This window comes from Steroidobacter sp., from assembly GCF_036406195.1.
GTDB lineage: Bacteria > Pseudomonadota > Gammaproteobacteria > Steroidobacterales > Steroidobacteraceae > Steroidobacter.
Map to the genome: position 1 here is coordinate 209,974 of NZ_DASWVW010000055.1, position 20,407 is coordinate 230,380.

Genomic DNA, 20,407 nt, shown 5'->3' on the forward strand with positions numbered 1-20,407 from the left:
TGCCTGCTCGACTGGACAGGGTCGCAGACCATCGCTCGGCCGCGCGAACGGCGATGCCGGAATGACGCACCTCGTATTCCGGGTCGACGGCCCACGCCTACGAGCGGGACCGCCAAAGCGACAGGATAAAAAACGCGCCGGATTCCCCCGGTTATCACCACCAGGGAACCGCGCTGGCAACATCGGATGAAGACATTCCCCGATCGCCCCTTTCTGCCTCCATGGCTCGCGCCCGCCGTGCGTGCTCGCCCGGCCCTTTTCGAATCCTTAGAAGGGCCTCATGAAGAGAATGTTAGTCAACGCGACTCAGGAAGAGGAGTTGCGCGTCGCACTGGTTGATGGACAGCGAATTTACGATCTGGATGTAGAAGTCCCGTCCCGGGAACAAAAAAAAGCCAACGTTTATAAAGGACGCATCACCCGCGTCGAGCCCAGCCTGGAAGCCTGCTTCGTCGATTACGGCGCCGAGCGTCACGGCTTTCTGCCGCTGAAAGAAGTCTCCCGCGAGTATTTCAAGGACGGCCAGTCGCCGGGCCGCGGCAACATTCGCGACCTGTTGAGCGAAGGCCAGGAGGTCATCGTCCAGGTCGAAAAGGAAGAACGCGGCAACAAGGGCGCCGCTCTCACGACTTTCATCAGCCTCGCCGGCCGCTTCCTGGTGCTGATGCCGAACAACGCCCGTGCCGGCGGTGTGTCGCGCCGGATCGAAGGCGAAGATCGCGAGCAGCTGCGTGAAGCACTCGACCAGGTTCAGATTCCCGAAGGCATGGGCGCCATCGTGCGCACCGCCGGCGTCGGCCGCACGGCCGAGGAACTGCAGTGGGACCTGGACAACCTGAAGGAAGTCTGGAACGCGGTCGCCTCGGCGGCCGAAGGCAGGCCCGCTCCCTTCCTGATCTATCAGGAGTCCAAGGCCATCATTCGCGCGCTGCGCGACTATCTGTCCGATGACATCGGCGAGATCCTGATCGACAACCCGGAGATCTACAACGAAGCGCAGCAGTACATGCAGCGCTTCATGCCGGCCGGGCTGCGCAAGCTGAAGCTCTACGAAGACAGCGTGCCGCTGTTCACGCGCTTCCAGATCGAGAACCAGATCGAGTCGGCGCACTCTCACAAGGTGAACCTGCCCTCGGGCGGCTCCATCGTCATCGATCCGACCGAAGCACTGGTCTCGATCGACATCAACTCCGCCCGCGCCACTCGTGGCACGGACATCGAAACCACGGCTCTGAACACCAACCTGGAAGCCGCGGACGAAATCGCCCGGCAACTGCGCCTGCGCGACCTCGGTGGCCTGATCGTCATCGACTTCATCGACATGGAGTCGCAAAAGAACCAGCGTGCGGTCGAAGATCGTCTGCGCGACGCCGTGAAGCAGGACCGCGCTCGCATCCAGATCGGCCGCATCTCGCGCTTCGGATTGCTGGAGCTGTCTCGTCAGCGCCTGCGGCCGTCCATCGGCGAGTCGGCGAGCATCAGTTGCCCGCGGTGCAATGGCATGGGCTCGATTCGCAGCGTCGATTCGCTGGCCCTGGCGCTGTTGCGTCTGATCGGCGAAGAGGCGCGCAAGGACCGCACCGTCAAGGTCATCGCCCAGCTGCCGGTGGAAGTCGCGACCTATCTCATGAACGAGAAGCGCGAATGGCTCAACAACATCGAAGCCAAGAGCAGCGTCCAGGTGGTGCTGGTCCCCAACAAGTACATGGAAACGCCGGCGTACGAAATCCGCCGTGTCCGTGACGATGAAGCCGGCTTGCCCGAGAACTCGACCGTCAGCCATTTGATCCCGGTCGCGCCCCAGCCCACGGCCGAACAGCTCGCCAAGCGCGAAGAGCGCGCGGCCGCCGCGGCTCCCGCGGTTGTGACATCGACGGTGCCGAGCTTGCCGCCACCCCCGACCATCGCGCTTGAAACCACCATCGCTCCGCCGCCCACGCCGGCCGAGCAGATCGGTATTTTCGTGAAGCTTTGGCGCTTCTTCTTTGGCACGGGCACCCCGCCCGCGCCTGCCAGTGAACCCGCCCGTCGCGACAGCTCGCGTTCGCGTTCCGAGGGTCGCCGCGATCGAGGCGATGGGCGTCATGGCCGTGACCGTGATCGCGACCGTCGTGGCTCTCGCGACCGCGATCGTGATCGCGGGGGCAAACACGAACAGCGCGCCGAGAAGCCTGCGCAGGAAGCTCGTCGCGACGGTCATCAACAACAGCAGCGCCAGGATCGCAAGCCGCGTGAACACGGCGGCGAGGGCCCTCGTTCGCAGCAGCAACAGCGTCAACAGCAGCAGCCGCAACGCGCGCCAGCCGCTCAGGCCGCAGCCCCTGCGGAAGGCACAGCTGCTCCGGCTGCAACCGGTGCACCGGCGGACGCACAGCGCACTGGCGAACGTGGAGAGCGAGGTGAGCGCGGCGGCCGTGGCCGTCGTGGTCGCCGTCGTCGTGGCCGCGGTCGCGGTGGTGAGGATGGCAACGTAGCCGCTGGTCAGGGCGGCGCCGACGGCCACACCCAAGGCGGCAACCCATTGGGCGGCTCGTCTTCCGAGGGGGGTTCATTCAGCGGTGACTCGTCAGGCGGCGCCTCTTCCGGTGCCAGCTCGTCGAGCGAAGGCGCGCCTCGTGAATCGAGCAGCGGAGGCAATGGTTTCGCTGGTGGCGCTCCTGCTCCACGCCCCGAGACGCCTCGTTCGGAAGCTCCGCGCGAACAGACGAGCGACGCTTCGCCTCCCCCCGCCCCCGCTCCGAAGCCGCGTGAGTCCGAGCCTCACGCCGCTGCAGCGGCGGGCGGTGGCGACAAATACACCGTGTGGAGCTCGTCGCCTTCGAGCGGCAGTAGTTCCTGGGGCAGTGGCACGTCCGGCGGCACACACCGCGACGAGTAGTCGAATCGATGCACTGAGATGCATTAAAGGGTCGGCACTGCCGGCCCTTTTTTATGGATGAGCCCTTACTACCGTTGCCACGAGCGCAGCTCGGCGATCAGCCCCTGTGCCGCCTCTTCCAGCAGATCCAGCACTTCTTCGAATCCCTGCGGCCCGCCATAGTACGGATCGGGCACATGGCGCGAGGGAGCGTGTGGTGCGAACTCCATCATCAGACGAATGCGATGGTGATGACCGGCCGGCGCGCGACGCCGCAGTTCCTGCAAGTTCTCCTCGTCCATCGCCAGGATCAGGTCGTAGGACTCGAAGTCTTCGGCGGCGATCATGCGCGCCCGCAATTGCGACAGGTCGATGCCCCGGCGCCTGGCCGCAGCGATGGCGCGATCGTCGGGCGGCGAGCCGACGTGATAGCCATGCGTGCCGGCCGAATCAATCTCGATCTGCAAATCCGGCGCGTGCGCCGCCAACACCTGTCGGAACACGCCCTCGGCCGTCGGCGAGCGGCAGATATTGCCCATGCAGACAAACAAGAGGCGATTGACGCTACGAGCTCCCATGGGTCCCCTCGATCTTGCGTTACTGGGTTGCCATTGTAATCGCGAACGCGCGCCGAGCCTTATTCAGGGCCTATACGGGGCCTATACGGGGCCTGTCTGACCTTTTCCGCGTCCCTCATGGCAAACGGACCTCATGACTTGGCTGAAGGAGATCGAGTGCTCGCGCGCAACCGTCCGCAGTTTCCTGACGGTACGGTCCTGCGCGTGATGGACCTGGGTTACCTGCTGGTTCGCTGGGACAGCAACTTGCTGGAGACCGCGCACTACACGGAGCTCGCGAGAGCGAGCGGCGATTCGATCTCCCTAGTCTGGCGTTCGCGTCAGTCGCCCGACAATGCGGCGCGCACGCGCGACAAATCAGCTTCTGTATCTACTCCGGCTGACGGGGCCGCGGATGCCACGGCGACGACGAGCTTCATGCCGGCTTGCAGGGCGCGCAATTGCTCGAGCTTTTCGGTGAGCTCCAGCTCGGCCGGCGGCAGAGCGGTCACGCGCTGTAGTGCTTCGACGCGATAAGCATAGATTCCGAGATGACGTTGCGCGCCGGTGAAACTCGTCTGGCTGCTCAGTCCTTGCGGCGCGCCGTCGCGAGTCCAGGGAATTGGAGCGCGACTGAAATACAACGCCGTGCCGTCTTGTGCGGTCACCACCTTCACCACATTGGGATCAAGAAACTCGTGCAGGCTCGTGACCGGCGTGGAGAGCGTCGCGATGTCAGCGTCGGCGTGCTGATCCAGCAGTGAAGCGACCTGTTCCACCAGCGCGGGCTGCAACATGGGCTCGTCACCTTGCACGTTGACCACGATGGTTCGCTTGTCCCAGCCGCGCCTGGCGGCGACTTCGGCGATGCGGTCCGTACCGGAGGGATGATTGGCGCTCGTCATCACCGCGATCGATTGGCCGGTCCGAGGATCGATGGCGGCGGCGGCGATACGTTCATCGTCGGTAGCCACCAGCACTTCGTCGGCACCGCTGCGTGCCGCGGCGTCGATGACCCACTGAATCATCGGCCGCCCGGCGATGTCGAGCAGCGGCTTCGCCGGCAATCGAGCCGACGCGTAGCGCGCCGGAATGACGACTTTGAAGCTCCCCCGTCGCGGATTCCGCGGCATCATCACCTCAATCCTTCAGCAGCGGATCCATCGGCTCGAGCGTGCGCGCTTCGTCTTCGAGCATGACGGGAATGCCGTCACGAATGGGATAAGCCAGCCGATCCGCGCGGCAGACCAGCAGTTGCTGCGCCTTCACGTACTGCAAGGGGCCCTTGCAGAGCGGACAGGCGAGGATGTCGAGCAGTTTGGAGTCCATGAACGCTCCGGCGATTTCAGTTGACGGCGCGGCCGGCGTCGGCGCCCAGCACGCGATCGAGCAAACGATGCAGGGTCTGCGCGTCGGCCTCGCTCATCGAGATGTCCAGGCGCACGGCCCAGCAATTCGCGATGCTTGCGGCGTCGGCGCCCGGCCGGCATTTTACTGCATCCTTCTCGGTCATCAGCACCGGCGCGCCGTCCGGGAACGTCACATCGGCGGCGGTCAGGCGTGCGTGGTCCGGAAAAGGATGCGGCTCGATGGTCAAACCCAGGGCGGACAGCGCGTCGAAAAAGGCCCGCGGATTGCCGATTCCGGCGATCGCGTGCACGCGCGTGCCGACGAAGGTTTGCAATGCGCGACGCTCTCCCGTGCCAAGCGATACCGCATCGCCTAACTGGGGCATGGCGACCACCGCGCCGGGAATGGGGGACGGATCAGCGCTGACGGAGCGCCGCGTCAGAATCTTCAAGTCGACGCTGTTCAAGCGTCCCACAGGTTCACGCAGGGGCCCGGCTGGCAGCAGGCGACCGTTACCCAACCCGCGACGCTCATCGATCACGGCCAATTCGAGATCGCGCGCCAGACGATAGTGCTGCATGCCATCGTCGCAAACGACGACCTCGGCCCCCCGCTCGATAGCACGCCTGGCTGCGGCAACCCGGTCCGGTCCCGCGACAATCAAGGCTCCAGTACGCTGCGCCAGCAGTACCGCCTCGTCCCCTGCTTCTTCGGCGGATGTTTCATTCGTCACATCGCAAGGCCACCGGGTGGACCGGCCGCCATAACCACGCAACACGATGCCGACCCGAAGTCCGCGCGCATGAAGTTGCTCTGCCAGCCAGATCGTCATCGGCGTCTTGCCCGTGCCGCCAACCGTGATGTTGCCGACGACGAGCACCGGACGAGTCATTCGAAACGACTGCAGCCAACCGCGTCGATACGCTGCCCGCCGCGCCCCCGAGACAAGCGCGAACAACCACGACAGCGGCAGCAGCAACAGCGAGAACCACTGCGATCGGCGCTCGTACCAGACTCGCTGCAGGAACGCATCCATCAGTGCTGCTCGTCAGACGCCATGGGCGGCAGCAACCGCCACACATCGCAAGCTGCAACCGTCGACCTGGCGGCGCGCCGCGCTCATGCGTTGAATTGCATCCGATGCAGCGTCGCGTACTGTCCCTGTTGCGCGATCAGCTCGGCATGGGTGCCGCTTTCGATGATCTTGCCCGCCTCCATCACCAGGATGCGGTCGGCGGTCTCGACTGTCGACAAACGGTGCGCGATGACCAGCGTGGTGCGGTTGTGCATGAGCCGCTCGAGCGCGTCCTGGATGATGCGCTCCGACTCGGTGTCGAGTGCCGACATGGCCTCGTCGAGAATCAGGATCGGCGCATCCTTCAGCAAGGCACGTGCAATCGAGATGCGTTGCCGCTGACCGCCGGACAACAACACGCCACGATCGCCGACCATCGTATCCAGCCCCGCCGGCAGCTCGCGCACGAAGTCCATGACCAGTGCCGCCTCCGCCGCGCGCTCGATCTGCTCGTTCGTCACATCGCGTCCGAAGGCGATGTTGGCGCGGATGGTATCGTTGAACAGCACCACTTCCTGGCTGACCACCGCGATCTGATCGCGCAAGTTGCTGAGCCGGTACTCGCTCAACTCGCGCCCGTCGATGCGAATGCTGCCCGAGTCGGGCTCGTAGAAACGTGGCAACAGGTTCACCAGCGTCGACTTGCCGCTGCCGGAACGGCCGACGATGGCTACTCTCTGGCCGGGGTCGACCCGCAGGCTCACCTCGTGCAAGGCGACGCCCTTGCCCACCGGATAGGTAAAGGAAACATTCTCGTATTCGATGGCGCCGCGCACCCGCTCGGCCACGACGTGGCCACCGGCGGGCTCGGCAGGCTCATCGAGCAGCTCGAAAATGCTCTGCCCCGCCGCAATGCCCTGCTGCAGCGGCCCCGCGACACCGACCAGCGCACGCAGTGGCTGAGCGATGCCGACCAGCGCCACGAAGAATGCCAGCAGGTCACCCATGCTGGTGCGCTGGTTGATGGCGTCGGAAATGGCGATGGACAGCACGATGGCCGAGCCGGTGGCCGTGACCATCTGCACCACCGGATTGGACAGACCCTTGGTCAGCACCAGCCGCATGTGGGAGCGGCGGTTGTGCTCGTTGACGTTCTCGAACTGGCGGGTCTGGTAGTCCTCGGCGTTGTACACCTTGATGACGCGCGGCGCCTCCAATGTTTCCTTGGCGATGCGTGTGATGTCGCCCACCGAGTTCTGGATGCGATGGCTGTAGCGCCGGAACTTCTTGTTGATGATGCCGATCAGCCAGGCCACCAGCGGGCCCATGATGAGCGCGATGGCCGCCAGCCGCGCGTTGAAATAGAACAGCGCGGCGATCGAGCCGATGATGGTCAGCGCCTCGCGCACCGTGATCAGCACCGAATCGGTGGAAGCGTTGCCGACCTGCTCGGTGTTGTAGGTGAGCTTGCTCAGCAGCACACTGCTGGAATTGCGGTCGAAGTAGCCCACCGGCAGATGCACGACGCGCTCGAAGATCTCGCCGCGCAGCCGCTTGACGATGCGGCGGCCCACGTAACCCATGCAGTAGGTCTGGGTGAAGTCGCCCAGGCCGCGCAGCAGGAACAAGCCGATCAGCGCCAGCGGCAACCAGACGATGGTGCGGGGATCGCGATTCTCGAAGGTGCCGTCACCGAACACTTTGGCGAAGGCCGTGAAGCTCACCATGCTCGCCGAGAACACCATGGCGCCGAGCACGCCCAGCAGGAACATGCCCCGGTGCGGGCGCAGATAGCCGATCAGCCGGCGATAGGTTTGCCAGGCGTCGGCCGGAACGGCAGGCTTCGAGCCGCGATCGGAAGATGGCATGGTGACGTGGTCGGTCCGCTGGACTGGCCCGGGACCGTTGTTATTGGCTCGCGCCTGGGTTGCTCTGATCGTTGACGGTGGCAATGCTGATGGCCTTGAATCCGAGACGGCCGAGCACATCCATCGCCGTCACCACGGACTGATGCGTGCTGCGCGCATCGGCCCGGATGGTGACCGGCAGATCCCGCCGCTCGCCCGCCAGCTTGGAAACCGCGGCGGACAGGGTGGTCGGGCTGGTGTTGATCAGCGTCTGACCGTTGACACGATACTCGCCGCTGGCGGTCACGGCCACCTCGATCGGATCCTTCTTCTGCTCCGCCGCCGGCTCGGTGCTGGCCTGCGGCAGCTGCAGCTTGATGCGCGATTCGTCGATGAAGGTGGTGGACACCATGAAGAAAATCAGCAGCAGCAGCACTACGTCGATCAGCGACGTGAGGTTCATTTCCGGTTCTTCGTGGTCCTTCGGCCGCAGGTTCATGCGCCGACTCCGCTCTCCGCCGACTGCCTCTCGATGGCCTCGACCAGCTTGGTGGCCTCTTTTTCCATCTGCACCACCAGTATCTGCACGCGGCCGCGCAGGTATTTATAGGCCAGCAGCGCCGGAATGGCGACCGTAAGGCCCGCAGCGGTGGTGATCAGCGCCTCGGCGATGCCGCCGGCCAGGCTGGCTGGATTGCCGATGCCCGCCGTGGTGATGGCGTTGAAGGTGCGGATCATGCCGAGCACCGTACCCAGCAGGCCCATCAGCGGCGACAGCGACGCGATGGTGCCGAGCGTGCCGATGAAGCGATCCAGCTCGTGCACCACGTGCCGACCGGTGTCTTCGATGGCTTCGCGAATCACCGCGCGGTCGCGATTGCGATTGGCCAGGCCCGCCGCCAGGATCTTGCCCAGCGGCGAGTTCTGCTGAAGCGCGGCGATGTGCTTGTCCTGGATCTGCCGCTGCTCCACCCAGCGCCACACCTTCTCGGTGAGGTCCGAGGGCAGCACGCGCTTGGTCTGCAAGGTCCAGAGACGTTCCAGAAAAATGGCTGCGGTCACGATGGAGGCGAGAATGATCGGCCCCATCATGATGCCGCCGGCTTTCACGATTTCGAACATGACAGTGTTTGCTGTGACCGTGTGTGGGGAGCCGGGTTATCCGCCGCATACTAGCAGCTTTCGCCGCGGCAGCATCACTGCCGGGTCCAGTAGCGTCGCCGTGTGTGACGGTGCTCGCGAACTTGCACATGAACAGGCGCGTCGTGAGGTGCAAAAGTCACGCTGATGGCGCCGCTCGCGCCCGTATCGAAGCTGCGCGCGCCGGCTTCGCGCCAGCGTTCGACTACCGCCGGTCGCGGAAAATTCCAGCGATTGCGATAGCCGGTGGAAAAGATCGTCACATCCGGTCGCGTGGCGGCGACGAATAGCGAACTCGACGAAGTCTCACTGCCGTGATGAGGCGCGACCACGATGGTGGCCGGCGACAGCCCGCGTTCGAGCAACTCGCCTTCCGCGTCCGACTCGATGTCGCCAGTCAGCAATGCGGTACCGAATGCCCCGCCGATATGCAGCACGCAGGAACTGTCATTGCCGGATCGGTGCGGCGCCCGCGATCCAGATCTCGTGTCCGGATGCAGCAGCGTGAAGGTCACATCGTCCCATTGCCACTGCTGTCCGCGCTCGCAAGTCGATGCATCGGTCGATATCTCTCCTCGGCTGATATCGACAGAAGGGCCCACCAACAGCGCTCGCACCGGCAGCGCCGCGAGCACGTCGACCAAGCCGCCGCTGTGGTCTTGATCGCCGTGGCTCACGATCAACGCATCGAGGCTGCGCACACCGTAATGGCGCAGATACGGCAGCACAGCCAATTCAGCCGCGCTACGGCCGGACGGAAACGCAGGCCCCGTGTCGTATACAAGCACGCGCGAATGCGTCCGCACCACCGCTGCCAATCCCTGCCCCACGTCCAGCACGGTCAATTCGAACGTCCCGGGCGCGGGCGTCGGCGCGCGATAGAACATCATCGGCAAGCACATGAACATTCCCACCAGCCGCATCGGCCAGATCGCGGGCATCATCAGTAGCACCACGCCTGCGATCAGGGCCGCCAATACAGGCAATGACGGCTGCGGCACGTACCACACCGCCAACGGTTGGCTTGCCATCCATTCCAGCATCGGCCAACCTGCATCGAGCAGTGCCGCCGGCAACTGCAGCAGCACCGCGCCCGACTCCTGATGAATAATGGCGGCCAACGTCCCGGCCAGGACGGCAGGCACGATCAAGAGCGTGAAAGCCGGAATCGCGAACGCATTCGCGAGCGGCGCCACCAGTGACAAGTTGCCGAAAGACACTAGCAACACCGGGACCAAGCCGATCGTCACCGCCAGTTGCACGCGACCGAAGCTCACAATCATGCCTTCGCGAATCAGGCGTCCCGAGGTGGCCATCAGAATGACCACCACGGCGATGAACGATAGCCACGCGCCCACCGCCAGCGGCGCGAACGGATCCAGCAGCAGGATTGCGATCAAGGCCAGGCTCAACGATCGGCTGATCGCCAGCGTCCTGCGGCTCCACCGTAGAGCGAAATAGATACATAGCATGACCAGCGTGCGCTGAGTGGGAATGGACAGCCCGGCCAACACTGAATAGATAACCGCCGCCGACAGCCCGGCCAGCACCTGACCGTGCATGGCGGTGAGGCCTAGCGACTGCGCACGACGGTTGCGAACGATGTACCCACCAGCCCACGCCGCCAGCATGGCAACCATGCCGATATGCAGGCCGGAGATGGCCATGAGATGAGTCGTGCCGGTCGCGGCGAATACTCGCCACTGTTCCACTTTCATGGCGCGGGTATCGCCGATCGCGAGCCCTTGCAGTATGCCGAGCATGTCGTGCTCACCCACAGCTGCGGCGATCCGCGCGCCGATCCAGCCCCGAACGCGGGCGATCCAATAGCCGTGCGATGTCACCTCCACGCGTCGGTTATCCGCAGTGTCGCGCACGTAGCCCGTGGCGCCGATGCCTTCACGAAACAAATGACCTTCGTAGTCGAATCCGCCCGGATTGGCGAACCCATTGCGACGTTTCAAACGAACGGTGAGCTGCCAGTGCTCGCCGGGTTGCGGCGTGGCAGTAGCGCGATACCACCTCAAACGCAACCGCCGCGGAATCCCCGGTTCCGCGGCGAGGACATCGAAGACAAACTGAGGATCGACACCCGAATCCGGCAATGACGCAACGAAGCCAAGCACTGTCACATCCTTGCCTTCGAACGCGGCAGGCAAATCGTCTGCCATGCGCATCGCCGCGTGCACCCACGCCCACAAGAATCCGAACGCAGCCGCCAGCAGTACCTTGCGAATGCTCGAGCCGCCTGGCAGGCGCGCTGCCAGCGGCCCACTGAGGAGCACTGCGCATGAGACCCCGAGGACGAACGCCAACACGGCGAGGTCCGGCAGCCTCGACAGGCTGTGAATCACGCAATGACCGGTAAGAAATGCCAGGGCAATCGCTACCATCGCGCCTCCTTGCGCAGCCACAATTCCTTCGCGTCCAGCCGCACGACTGAGATAATCAGCCATCGTCAACTTCGCGCCCGCCGCATGCCCAGACGCTTTTTCAAACCACTGAGCCGCCAGCGCCATCGCTGGAAGGATCAATGGTTCATGCGGCCCTTCCGCCTGCTGCTCGAGCAGCCGATGTACTGGAGCTTGAACCGGCGCAGCGTGACGCGCGCCTTTGCGCTCGGCCTGCTGATTTCGTTCGTGCCGATTCCCTTGCAGGTCCTGCTGGCCACGCTCGTCGCCCTGGGCCTGCGCCTGAACCTGCCAGCCGCGATCTTCGGCACCTTCCTCGCCAACCCGTTCACCATGGTGCCGCTGTACATGGCCGCCTATTGGGTGGGCTGCCGCCTGCTGGACGTGCCCGGCCGCAATGTGGATTTCGAAATGAGCTGGCAATGGCTGAGCACCACGCTGCTGCCGATCTGGAAACCGTTCCTGCTGGGATGCCTGGTGCTAGGCAGCGCCGCGGCCGTGGCCGGCTACATTCTGGTCGGCGGCCTGTGGCACTTGAGCCTGGTGCTCAAGTATCACGAGCGCAAAGGGGGCAAGACGCAGATTGGAAGTGACTGATGGCAGGTGAAGAGCGAATGGCCGGATGGGAAATCCGGCACACTGTCAGGTCGCGTGCAGGCGACCGTCGCTCAGCGTGAGCGAGCGCTGCATCTGCGCAGCAAGCTCAGGCGCGTGCGTCACGATGATGAGCGCAGTGCCCAGCTCGCGATTGAGCTCCAGCATCAACTCGAACACTTGACGCGCATTCGCGCCGTCGAGATTGCCTGTGGGTTCGTCGGCCAACACCACGGGCGGACGAGTCACCAATGCGCGTGCCACTGCCGCGCGCTGACGCTCGCCACCGGACAGTTGCCCCGGGCGATGATCCAAGCGCGCGCTCAATCCAACCCGCTCCAGCAACTGTCGTGCTTGCGAGCGTGCTTCTTCGACAGACACGCGCCGAATCAGCAGCGGCATGGCGACGTTCTCCAACGCCGTGAACTCCGGCAGCAGGTGATGGAACTGATAGACGAAGCCCAGCGCCCGATTGCGCAAATCGCCACGCTCCTTGTCCGAAAGTTGATTGATCTGCTGACCGGCAATGGTCACCGTGCCCGAGGTCGGCAGGTCCAGGCCGCCCAACAATTGCAGCAGCGTGGTCTTGCCGGAGCCGGAAGCGCCGACGATGGCGACGCGCTCGCCGGGATGAATCGCGAAGTCGATGCCTTTGAGCACCTCCACGCGGGTGTCGCCCTGCTGGAAATGCTTGGTCAGGTTGCTGCAGGCAAGAACCGGATCGGCCATGGAACTCTCTTGTTATGAAACTCGTGATCGGGCGTCGGTCGCGGATTCAATCGTGACGCAGCGATTGCGCCGGCTGGGTACGCGCCGCGCGCCAGGCCGGATACAGCGTCGACAGCGAGCACAGCAGGAACGTCGTCAGGCTGATCTTGAGCACATCGGGCCATTGCACCGTGGCCGGCAGGTCGCTGATGAAATACACCTTGGCGTCCAGGAAATGCACGCCGAGCAGCGCTTCCAGCCCATGGATCAACGTTTCCAGATTGACCGAGATCAGTACACCGAGCGCGACGCCGGCAGCCGTACCGATGAAACCGATGGCCGTGCCCTGGGTCATGAAGATCGTCAGGATGCCGCGCGGTGAAGCGCCAATGGTACGCAGGATCGCGATATCGGCACGCTTGTCTTTCACCACCATCACCAGCGTGGACACGATGTTGAACGCGGCCACCGCAACCACCAGCAGCAGGATCAGGAACATCGCCGATTTGGTGAGCTGGATGGAGCGGAAGAAGTTGGCGTGCTTGCGGGTCCAATCGTCGATGTAATAGCCACCGCCCAGCGACAGCGCCAACTCGCGCACCAGCCGCGGCGCCTCGAACATATCGGCGAGCTTCAGCCGCAAACCGGTGACCTGATCGCCCATGCGATACAGCAGCGCGGCGTCTTCCAGGTTGATGTACGCGAGATTGCGATCGAACTCGTACATGGCCGCGTTGAAGATGCCGACCACTTTGAAATTTCGGTAGCGCGGCTTCACGCCCACCGGCGTAACCGTGCGCAACGGCGTGACCACCACGACACGATCGCCAAGCTTCACACCAAGCGCGTTCGCCAGCTCAACGCCGAGCACGATGCCGAAGCCGCCGGCCTGCAAATCCTCGAACGAGCCCGCTGCCATCTTGTCTGTGATGGACGTGACATTGCGTTCGTGGTCGGCCAGCACGCCCGTGACCACGGCGCCGCTGCTCTTGTCCCCGGCAAGCAGCAACGCTTGTTGTTCGATGTAGGGCGCGACAGCGACGACATCGGGATGCTCACCGATTCTCGCGGCCGTGTCCTCCCAGTCCGGCAGGCCCGAGCCGAAGGCGCTGATGGTCGCGTGCGAGGTGAGATTGAGAATGCGGCCTCGCACCTCGCGCTCGAAGCCGTTCATCACCGACAGCACCACGATGAGCACCGCGACGCCGATGGCGATGCCGAGCATCGAAATGGTCGAGATGAATGAAACGAAGCGGTTGCCACGATTCGAGCGCAGATAGCGCCGACCAATGAGGAACTCGTAACGACTACTCATAGCGCAACGCTTCCGCCGGCTCGGTCGCCGCGCCACGCAATGACGGGTAGATCGTCGCGAGCACCGTCAGGACCAAGGCCGTGATCGTGATGGCAGCCACCTGCGGCCATTGCACTTCCGAGGGCATATCGGAGATCACGAACACGCTGGGGTCGAACACCTTGGCGCCGAACAGGCCTTCCAGGAACGGCACGATGGTGCTGACGTTGAACGCCAGCAGCAAGCCGACCACCAGGCCCAACAGCGCGCCGACCCAGCCGATCAACACACCTTGCGTCATGAACACGCCGACGATGGCGCGCGGCGTCATGCCGACGGTGCGCAGGATCGCGATATCGGTGCGTTTCTCGTTCACCACCATGACCAGCGCGGCGACGATGTTGAATGCGGCCACCGCCACGATGAGCATCAGGATCAGGCTCATCATGGTCTTTTCGATGCGCACGGCTCTGAAGTAACTGGCGTTCTCGATCGACCAGTCGCTGACTTTGAATTGCCCGCCGAGCGCCGCGTTGATCTGCGGCGCACGCACCGGCGCGGCGAAGATGTCGCTGAACTTCAGGCGCAGGCCGCTGGGCAGACCCAGTGTGCCCGCAAGTCCCGCGGCATCCTGCAAATGAACGATCGCCAGCACGTTGTCGTGCTCCTGCGCGCCCACTTCGAAAACGCCGCTGACGATGAAATTTTGAATGCGCGGCCGCAGCTCGATGCCGGCGACCATGCCGCCCTCCGCACCCGCCAGCGCGGGCACCAGCACCGTGATCTCGTCGCCCACTCGCGCATCGAGCGCGTACGCCAGGCCGGACCCCAGGATGATGTGCTGCTCGCCCGGCACGAGGTCGTCGAAGCTGCCCACCTGCATGTGAGCCGCCATGTCCGACACCTGGGACTCCAGTTCGGGATCGACGCCGTGAATCAGCGCGCCACGCATGTCCTCGCCCCGCCCCAGCATGCCCTGCAGGTCGATGTACGGCGCGACGCCGACGACGCCGTCTTCCCTGCGGATCTGATCCGCCAGGGTCTCCCAGTGCCGCAGCTGTTCAGGTGTGCCCGCCAGGGTGGCATGCGACGCCACGCTCAGCAGGCGGCCCCGCATCTCGCCCTCCAGCCCGTTCATCACCGAAATGACCGTGATCAACGCCGCCACCCCGACGCAGATGCCCAGCATCGAAACCCAACTGATGAATGAGACGAAGAAGCCTTGGCTGCGGCTGCGCACGTAGCGCAGGCCGATGTAGAGCGGCAGGGGGTGGAACATGGATCTCCTTTGCGGGCGGGCAAGGCTACCTTGCCGCCGGCCGCAATGTGAACTGTCAGTGTCAAATTGCACGCTGCCAGTGCATGTCGCCGCCCCTGGGCCGGCCGGACGATGAACGGCCGGGGCAACATCCTGCACTGGCCGTAAAGTGTGAACTGGGACAACAAATCGAGGCCCCGCGCTTGGCCGTTATGTAAGCCCTGCTATACAGTGCCGCGGGTCCTGCAAGGGCCGAAGGAATCCCGATAGGGAGGGGTGTATGAGCTTTCAGATTCGCCCGAAACTGCGCATTGTGCTGCCACGGCTGCTGGCCGGGCTGGTCGTTTCAATGGCAGCGGCCGCCGCCGGGGCCGACGAGCTGACCACTCCGCCCGCCCCCACGGCCAGCGAGCAGGCCAACCGGCCGTCCCGGGGCATGTCCATGGAAAAGGTGGAAGCCACCTTTGGCGCCCCCACGCAGCGCGCCGCACCCGTCGGCGAACCGCCGATCACCCGCTGGGAATACCCTGGCTTCGTGGTGTACTTCGAGCATCAGCTGGTCATTCACACCGTCGCGATCGGCTGAGCCCGGCTCGGTCGGTCCCCCTCGCTAGCGCGCCGGCGGCGGCGCGCCCGCTCTGGTAGAGTCATCGCCCCCTCGGGGTGCCCCTGCGGCATCGGCCCGAGTGTCCGCTATTTGGCTTTTTCCATTTTGATCGGGCGCCAACGCCCCCATTAAACGCGCGATGACCGACTCCGACCGTCCGCTGCTTCCCAGCCGTACACAACTGCAAGTGCGCTGGGGCCAACTCTATGGCTCCGCCACTTCCCTGTGGCTCGCCGAGGCCGCGCGCAAATCGTCCCAGCCGCTGCTGGTGATCGCTCACGACGCCCGCCAGGCCAGTCGCACCGAAGACGAGCTGCGCTTCTTCTGCGAGCCCGGCACGCCGATCGAAATCTTCGCCGGCTGGGAGACGCTGCCCTACGACCTGTTCTCGCCGCATCCCGACATCGTTTCGCAACGGCTGCGACTGTTGTCGACGCTGCCGCGCATGACCAAGGGCATCGTCATCGTCGATCTGGAGACGATGCTGCAACGACTGCCGCCGCAGGCGTACATCGATGCGCATGCATTCGATTTGCGGGCTGGCGAGAAATTCGACGTGGCGGCGTTTCGCGACCGACTCGCCGGCGCCGGCTACGTCTCGAGCTCGCAAGTGATGGCACCGGGCGAGTTCGCGGTGCGCGGCTCGATCGTCGATCTGTATCCGATGGGCAGCGACACGCCGTATCGCCTCGACATGTTCGATGACGAGGTCGAATCGATTCGCAAGTTCGATCCGGAGACGCAGCGCTCCGGCGAGAAGGTGACGGCACTGCGCTTGCTGCCCGCTCGCGAGTTCCCGCTGACCGCCGAGGGCATCCAGAACTTCAAGCGGCGCTTCCGCAATCGCTTCCCCGGCGATCTCACGCGCATGTCGATCTATCGCGATATTGCCGAGGGCTCGCCGCCGCCGGGCATCGAGTATTACCTGCCGTTGTTCTTCGACGGCACTGCGACCCTGCTCGACTATATGCCGCAGAACACCATCATCGCCGCCGAGCGCGAGATCGATTCGCTGGCGGCACAGGCGTTCACCGAAGTCGAAAGCCGCTACGAACAGCGTGGCCACGACGCGGAACGGCCGATCCTGTTGCCTCGCGAAGTGTTCATGCCAGTGGCGGAGCTCATGCAGCGGATGACGTCCTATCGACGCATCGAGCTGTCGCGCGTCGAGCTGGATCCGCTGACGACCCCGAAGCCCTACCAGAACTTCTCCACCCGGGTACCGCCGAGCCTGCGCGTCGACCAGCGCAGCGAAGAGCCCGCACGCGAGCTGGTGAATTTCCTGGGTTCATTTCCTGGCCGCGTGCTGCTCGCCGCCGAGTCGGCCGGCCGCCGCGAGATGCTGATCGACCTGCTGCACAAGAGTCACCTGCGTCCACAACTGGTCGAGAGCTGGTCGGCATTCAAAGACGGTGACGCACGGCTGGCCATCACCGTATCGCCGATCTCGACGGGTTTGCAGCTGGACGAGCCGCCGTTTGCGCTGATCGCCGAAGAACAATTGTTCGGCGAGCGTGCCCGGCAGGAGCGCCGGCGCCGCCGCCCGGAGCGCGATCCCGAAAAAATCATTCGCGATCTCACCGATCTGCACCCCGGCTCACCCGTGGTTCACGAGGAATACGGCGTCGGCCGATTCGTCGGCCTCACGACGCTGGACGTTGGCGGTCTGACCAGCGAGTTCCTGGTGCTCGAATACGCCGAAGGCGACAAGTTGTATGTTCCGGTGCAAGCGCTGGATCTGGTCAGCCGTTACACCGGCGCGCCCGCCGAACAGGCGCCACTGCACAAGCTTGGCGGCGATGCTTGGGAAAAGGCGCGCAGGAAGGCGGCGCAGCGCATTCGCGATACAGCTGCCGAGCTGTTGGATCTGTATTCGCGCCGCGCCGCGCGACAGGGCGAGCAACTCACTGCGCCCGAAGACGACTTGCGTGCGTTCGAATCTGCATTCAAGTTCGAAGAGACGCCAGATCAGGCGCAAGCCATTCGCGCCGTGATCGACGACCTCGGCAGCGGGCGGCCGATGGATCGCGTGGTGTGCGGCGACGTGGGCTTCGGCAAAACCGAAGTGGCTTTGCGCGCTGCGTTCGTTGCCGTGCAGGCAGGCAAGCAAGTCGCGGTTCTCGTGCCGACGACCCTCCTCGCGCAACAGCACTATCAAACCTTCGCCGATCGCTTCGCCGACTGGCCTGTGCGCGTGGAGTCACTCTCACGCTTCCGTACGGCCAGGGAAGTGAATCAGGTGATAGAGACTTTGGAGTCGGGCCAAACCGATATCGTCGTCGGCACCCATCGGCTGCTGCAGACCGGGGTGAAATTTGCCCGGCTCGGCTTGCTCATCATCGACGAAGAGCATCGTTTCGGCGTCAAGGACAAGGAGAAACTGAAGCAGTTGCGCGCCGAAGTGGATGTGTTGACGCTCACTGCCACGCCGATCCCTCGCACGCTCAACATGGCCATGGGCGGCTTGCGCGAGCTGTCGCTGATCACGACACCTCCGGTGTCGCGACTGTCGATCAAGACCTTCGTGTCGCAATGGGATACGGCGACGATTCGCGAAGCCTGTCTTCGTGAGCTCCGACGCGGCGGCCAGATTTATTTCCTGCACAACAGCGTCGACACCATCGAGAAGACTGCTCGCACCTTGGCCGAGCTGGTTCCCGAAGCACGCATTGCCGTGGGCCACGGCCAGATGCGCGAGCGCGAGCTGGAACAGGTGATGCTCGATTTCTATCACCAGCGCACCAACCTGCTGGTGTGTACCACCATCGTCGAGAGCGGCATCGACGTGCCCTCAGCGAACACCATCATTATCGATCGCGCCGACAAACTCGGCCTGGCCCAGTTGCACCAGCTGCGTGGCCGCGTCGGTCGCTCGCATCATCAGGCCTATGCGTACTTGATGACGCCGCCGCGCAATCTCATGACGGCGGATGCGGTGAAGCGGTTGGAAGCTATCGAATCGCTGGAAGACCTCGGCGCCGGCTTCACTCTGGCGACCCACGACCTCGAAATCCGCGGCGCCGGCGAATTGCTCGGCGAGGAACAGAGCGGGCAGATCCAGGAGATTGGTTACGCGCTGTACATGGAGATGCTGGAGCGCGCGGTGAATGCGTTGAAGTCCGGCAAGGTGCCGCAGCTCGACGAGCCCATGCACCAAGGCCCCGAGGTGGATCTGCACCTGCCCGCCTTGCTGCCCGATGAATATCTGCCTGACGTTCATTTGCGCCTGGTTTTGTATAAGCGCATCGCGGCAGCCAAGACCAACGAGGAACTGCGTGAGTTGCAGGTCGAAATGATCGATCGCTTTGGCCTGCTGCCACCGCCGGCCAAGAACTTGTTCCGCATCGCCGAGTTCAAGCAGGCCGCCCGCAATCTCGGCTTGCGCAAGATCGACGTAGGCCCTGGCGGCGGGTCGGTCACCTTCGAGAGCGACACCAAAGTTGAGCCTGGCGCTCTGATTCGTTACGTGCAGCGTAACTCGCGCACGCATCGCTTGGAGGGTGGCAACAAGCTTCGATTCACGACGAATCTTGAACAAGAGGAATTGCGGTTCACGGCGGTGGAGCAGTTGCTCTCCGAGCTGAGCAAGTCCACGCCGACGGCGGCGGAGCTGGAAGCCGAAAGGAAGCGTGAGAAAGTGATTGCTGCGGCTGCCGCCAAGACCAGTCAGCCCGCCAGGCCTGCGCCGCCCAAGCCGACGGTCAGTTACAAGTCAGGTTCGAGTAAATCTCAGCGGTTCAAACGTTAGTGGCGCTAGCGCAAAACGGTCACTCAAACGCGACACTTCCCTCTCCCCTGCCAGCCGCCGCCAACTGGTAAACTTCTCCCCCATGACTCATTCAGCTTCGGTCACTCGCTTCGGGGCCCGCCAGCGCAAGCTCGGTGTGGCGGTATGGCTTGCCGCTTTGATGTCGGTGGTGGGCTCTGCAGTCGCACAGCAAGCGGCTGCGCCGGTGCAGTCCTACGATGTCGAGTTGCTGATCTTTCGCAATCTTGGTGGCCGCGAAACGCCCGAGAACTGGGGCACGGAGGCGGCAGGTGCCGCGCAGCGGCTGGATATTCCGGAGGATGAGTTGTCGTCTTCCGAGCTGGCCGATGTGCCTACGGTCGCGGCACCGACGGTCACCTTCCCGGCCCTGCCCGCAGCGAAGATGAAGCTCACGGCCGTCGAAGACACGATGCGTCGCAACCGGAGTTATCAACCGTTGGCGCATATCGGCTGGACGCAGCCTGGCTTTGCTCGCGACTCGGCCAAATATCTCTCGCTCAGCTCGCTGGTGCCAGGCTCATCGGGGCTGCAAGGCCAGGTCGCGTTGTCACGCGGGCGCTATCTGCATCTCACATTGGACCTGACGCTGGATTCCGCCGAAGACGGACAGCGCTACGTGCTACGGCAGACACGCCGCATGCGTAGCAACGAACGGCATTACCTGGACAGCCCGAAGTTTGGCGTGATCGCGATCATCACGCCGAGCGGCGAGACGACGAGCCCTTAATCCCAATGGTGCTTAGTTAACCGTCTTTGTCGCAGCGGTTCGCGGATAGCGGATAGCGGTTGGCCAGAAATGAGCTAAATCCTGGCCTCCGTTCTGCCCTAACCGCTAACCGCCAACCACTGCAGGGCGCTAACTATTAACCCGGCGTGCTTGTACCTGAACTACTATGCAGCGTAGCAAATCTCACGATGCTTGAAGTAGTTGCGAACTCGTCGCCGTGATCGCTGGATCACACGCAGGTGTCGTTGGGCGATGAGCTTTAGCTGTTGAGCG

Annotated in this window: 16 protein-coding genes; 5 read left to right on the forward strand and 11 right to left on the reverse strand. The window is 63.9% G+C overall.

Features of this window, described 5'->3' with window-relative positions:
* Positions 1 to 280 precede the first annotated feature (280 nt).
* A complete protein-coding gene (locus VGE08_RS21530; protein ID WP_331069983.1) occupies positions 281 to 2,878 on the forward strand; it encodes an Rne/Rng family ribonuclease in 2,598 nt (865 codons plus the stop codon).
* Positions 2,879 to 2,946: 68 nt separating this feature from the next.
* Here VGE08_RS21530 and VGE08_RS21535 read toward each other — a convergent pair whose 3' ends face one another.
* The 8 genes from VGE08_RS21535 to VGE08_RS21570 all read right to left on the reverse strand — a co-directional run bounded on the left by VGE08_RS21535 (position 2,947) and on the right by VGE08_RS21570 (position 11,159).
* A complete protein-coding gene (locus VGE08_RS21535) occupies positions 2,947 to 3,435 on the reverse strand; it encodes a low molecular weight protein-tyrosine-phosphatase (RefSeq protein ID WP_331069984.1) in 489 nt (162 codons plus the stop codon).
* 320 nt (positions 3,436 to 3,755) lie between these two features.
* Positions 3,756 to 4,550, reverse strand: coding sequence for a 3-deoxy-manno-octulosonate cytidylyltransferase (gene kdsB, locus VGE08_RS21540; RefSeq protein ID WP_349258760.1), 795 nt, complete (start codon positions 4,548 to 4,550; stop codon positions 3,756 to 3,758).
* Between the two features lie 4 nt (positions 4,551 to 4,554).
* Positions 4,555 to 4,743, reverse strand: a complete 189-nt coding sequence (locus tag VGE08_RS21545; RefSeq protein ID WP_331069986.1) for a Trm112 family protein — start codon at positions 4,741 to 4,743, stop codon at positions 4,555 to 4,557.
* Between the two features lie 16 nt (positions 4,744 to 4,759).
* Complete coding sequence (gene lpxK / locus VGE08_RS21550) at positions 4,760 to 5,800, reverse strand: tetraacyldisaccharide 4'-kinase (protein WP_331069987.1); 1,041 nt, start codon at positions 5,798 to 5,800, stop codon at positions 4,760 to 4,762.
* 83 nt (positions 5,801 to 5,883) lie between these two features.
* On the reverse strand, positions 5,884 to 7,647 hold the full coding sequence (gene msbA, locus VGE08_RS21555) for a lipid A export permease/ATP-binding protein MsbA (RefSeq protein ID WP_331069988.1): 1,764 nt from the start codon (positions 7,645 to 7,647) through the stop codon (positions 5,884 to 5,886).
* Positions 7,648 to 7,687: 40 nt separating this feature from the next.
* Positions 7,688 to 8,125 (reverse strand): biopolymer transporter ExbD, encoded by a 438-nt coding sequence (locus tag VGE08_RS21560; protein ID WP_331069989.1) that lies wholly within the window; start codon positions 8,123 to 8,125, stop codon positions 7,688 to 7,690.
* A complete protein-coding gene (locus tag VGE08_RS21565; RefSeq protein ID WP_331069990.1) occupies positions 8,122 to 8,748 on the reverse strand; it encodes a MotA/TolQ/ExbB proton channel family protein in 627 nt (208 codons plus the stop codon). The genes VGE08_RS21560 and VGE08_RS21565 overlap by 4 nt, the downstream gene beginning before the upstream one ends.
* Before the next feature lie 74 nt (positions 8,749 to 8,822).
* Positions 8,823 to 11,159 (reverse strand): DNA internalization-related competence protein ComEC/Rec2, encoded by a 2,337-nt coding sequence (locus VGE08_RS21570; protein ID WP_331069991.1) that lies wholly within the window; start codon positions 11,157 to 11,159, stop codon positions 8,823 to 8,825.
* Positions 11,160 to 11,243: 84 nt separating this feature from the next.
* Between VGE08_RS21570 and VGE08_RS21575 the strand changes: the two genes are divergently transcribed.
* Positions 11,244 to 11,774: a DUF2062 domain-containing protein gene (locus tag VGE08_RS21575; protein ID WP_331069992.1), complete on the forward strand. Its 531-nt coding sequence runs from the start codon at positions 11,244 to 11,246 to the stop codon at positions 11,772 to 11,774.
* Between the two features lie 45 nt (positions 11,775 to 11,819).
* Here the strand turns inward: VGE08_RS21575 and lolD are convergent, their stop codons facing one another.
* The 3 genes from lolD to VGE08_RS21590 are packed head-to-tail and all read right to left on the reverse strand — an operon-like array spanning position 11,820 to position 15,052.
* Positions 11,820 to 12,500 (reverse strand): lipoprotein-releasing ABC transporter ATP-binding protein LolD, encoded by a 681-nt coding sequence (lolD, locus tag VGE08_RS21580; protein ID WP_331069993.1) that lies wholly within the window; start codon positions 12,498 to 12,500, stop codon positions 11,820 to 11,822.
* Positions 12,501 to 12,546: 46 nt separating this feature from the next.
* Entirely contained in the window at positions 12,547 to 13,794 is a 1,248-nt protein-coding gene (locus VGE08_RS21585) for a lipoprotein-releasing ABC transporter permease subunit (RefSeq protein WP_331069994.1), read from the reverse strand.
* Complete coding sequence (locus VGE08_RS21590) at positions 13,787 to 15,052, reverse strand: lipoprotein-releasing ABC transporter permease subunit (protein ID WP_331069995.1); 1,266 nt, start codon at positions 15,050 to 15,052, stop codon at positions 13,787 to 13,789. Before VGE08_RS21590 ends, VGE08_RS21585 begins: the two co-directional genes overlap by 8 nt.
* 259 nt (positions 15,053 to 15,311) lie before the next feature.
* Between VGE08_RS21590 and VGE08_RS21595 the strand changes: the two genes are divergently transcribed.
* From VGE08_RS21595 to VGE08_RS21605, 3 genes are all read left to right on the forward strand, one after another.
* Positions 15,312 to 15,617 (forward strand): hypothetical protein, encoded by a 306-nt coding sequence (locus VGE08_RS21595; protein ID WP_331069996.1) that lies wholly within the window; start codon positions 15,312 to 15,314, stop codon positions 15,615 to 15,617.
* A gap of 160 nt (positions 15,618 to 15,777) precedes the next feature.
* Positions 15,778 to 19,386, forward strand: coding sequence for a transcription-repair coupling factor (mfd, locus tag VGE08_RS21600; protein ID WP_331069997.1), 3,609 nt, complete (start codon positions 15,778 to 15,780; stop codon positions 19,384 to 19,386).
* Positions 19,387 to 19,468: 82 nt separating this feature from the next.
* Positions 19,469 to 20,134, forward strand: a complete 666-nt coding sequence (locus tag VGE08_RS21605; RefSeq protein ID WP_331069998.1) for a CsiV family protein — start codon at positions 19,469 to 19,471, stop codon at positions 20,132 to 20,134.
* The last annotated feature ends 273 nt before the right edge of the window (positions 20,135 to 20,407 follow it).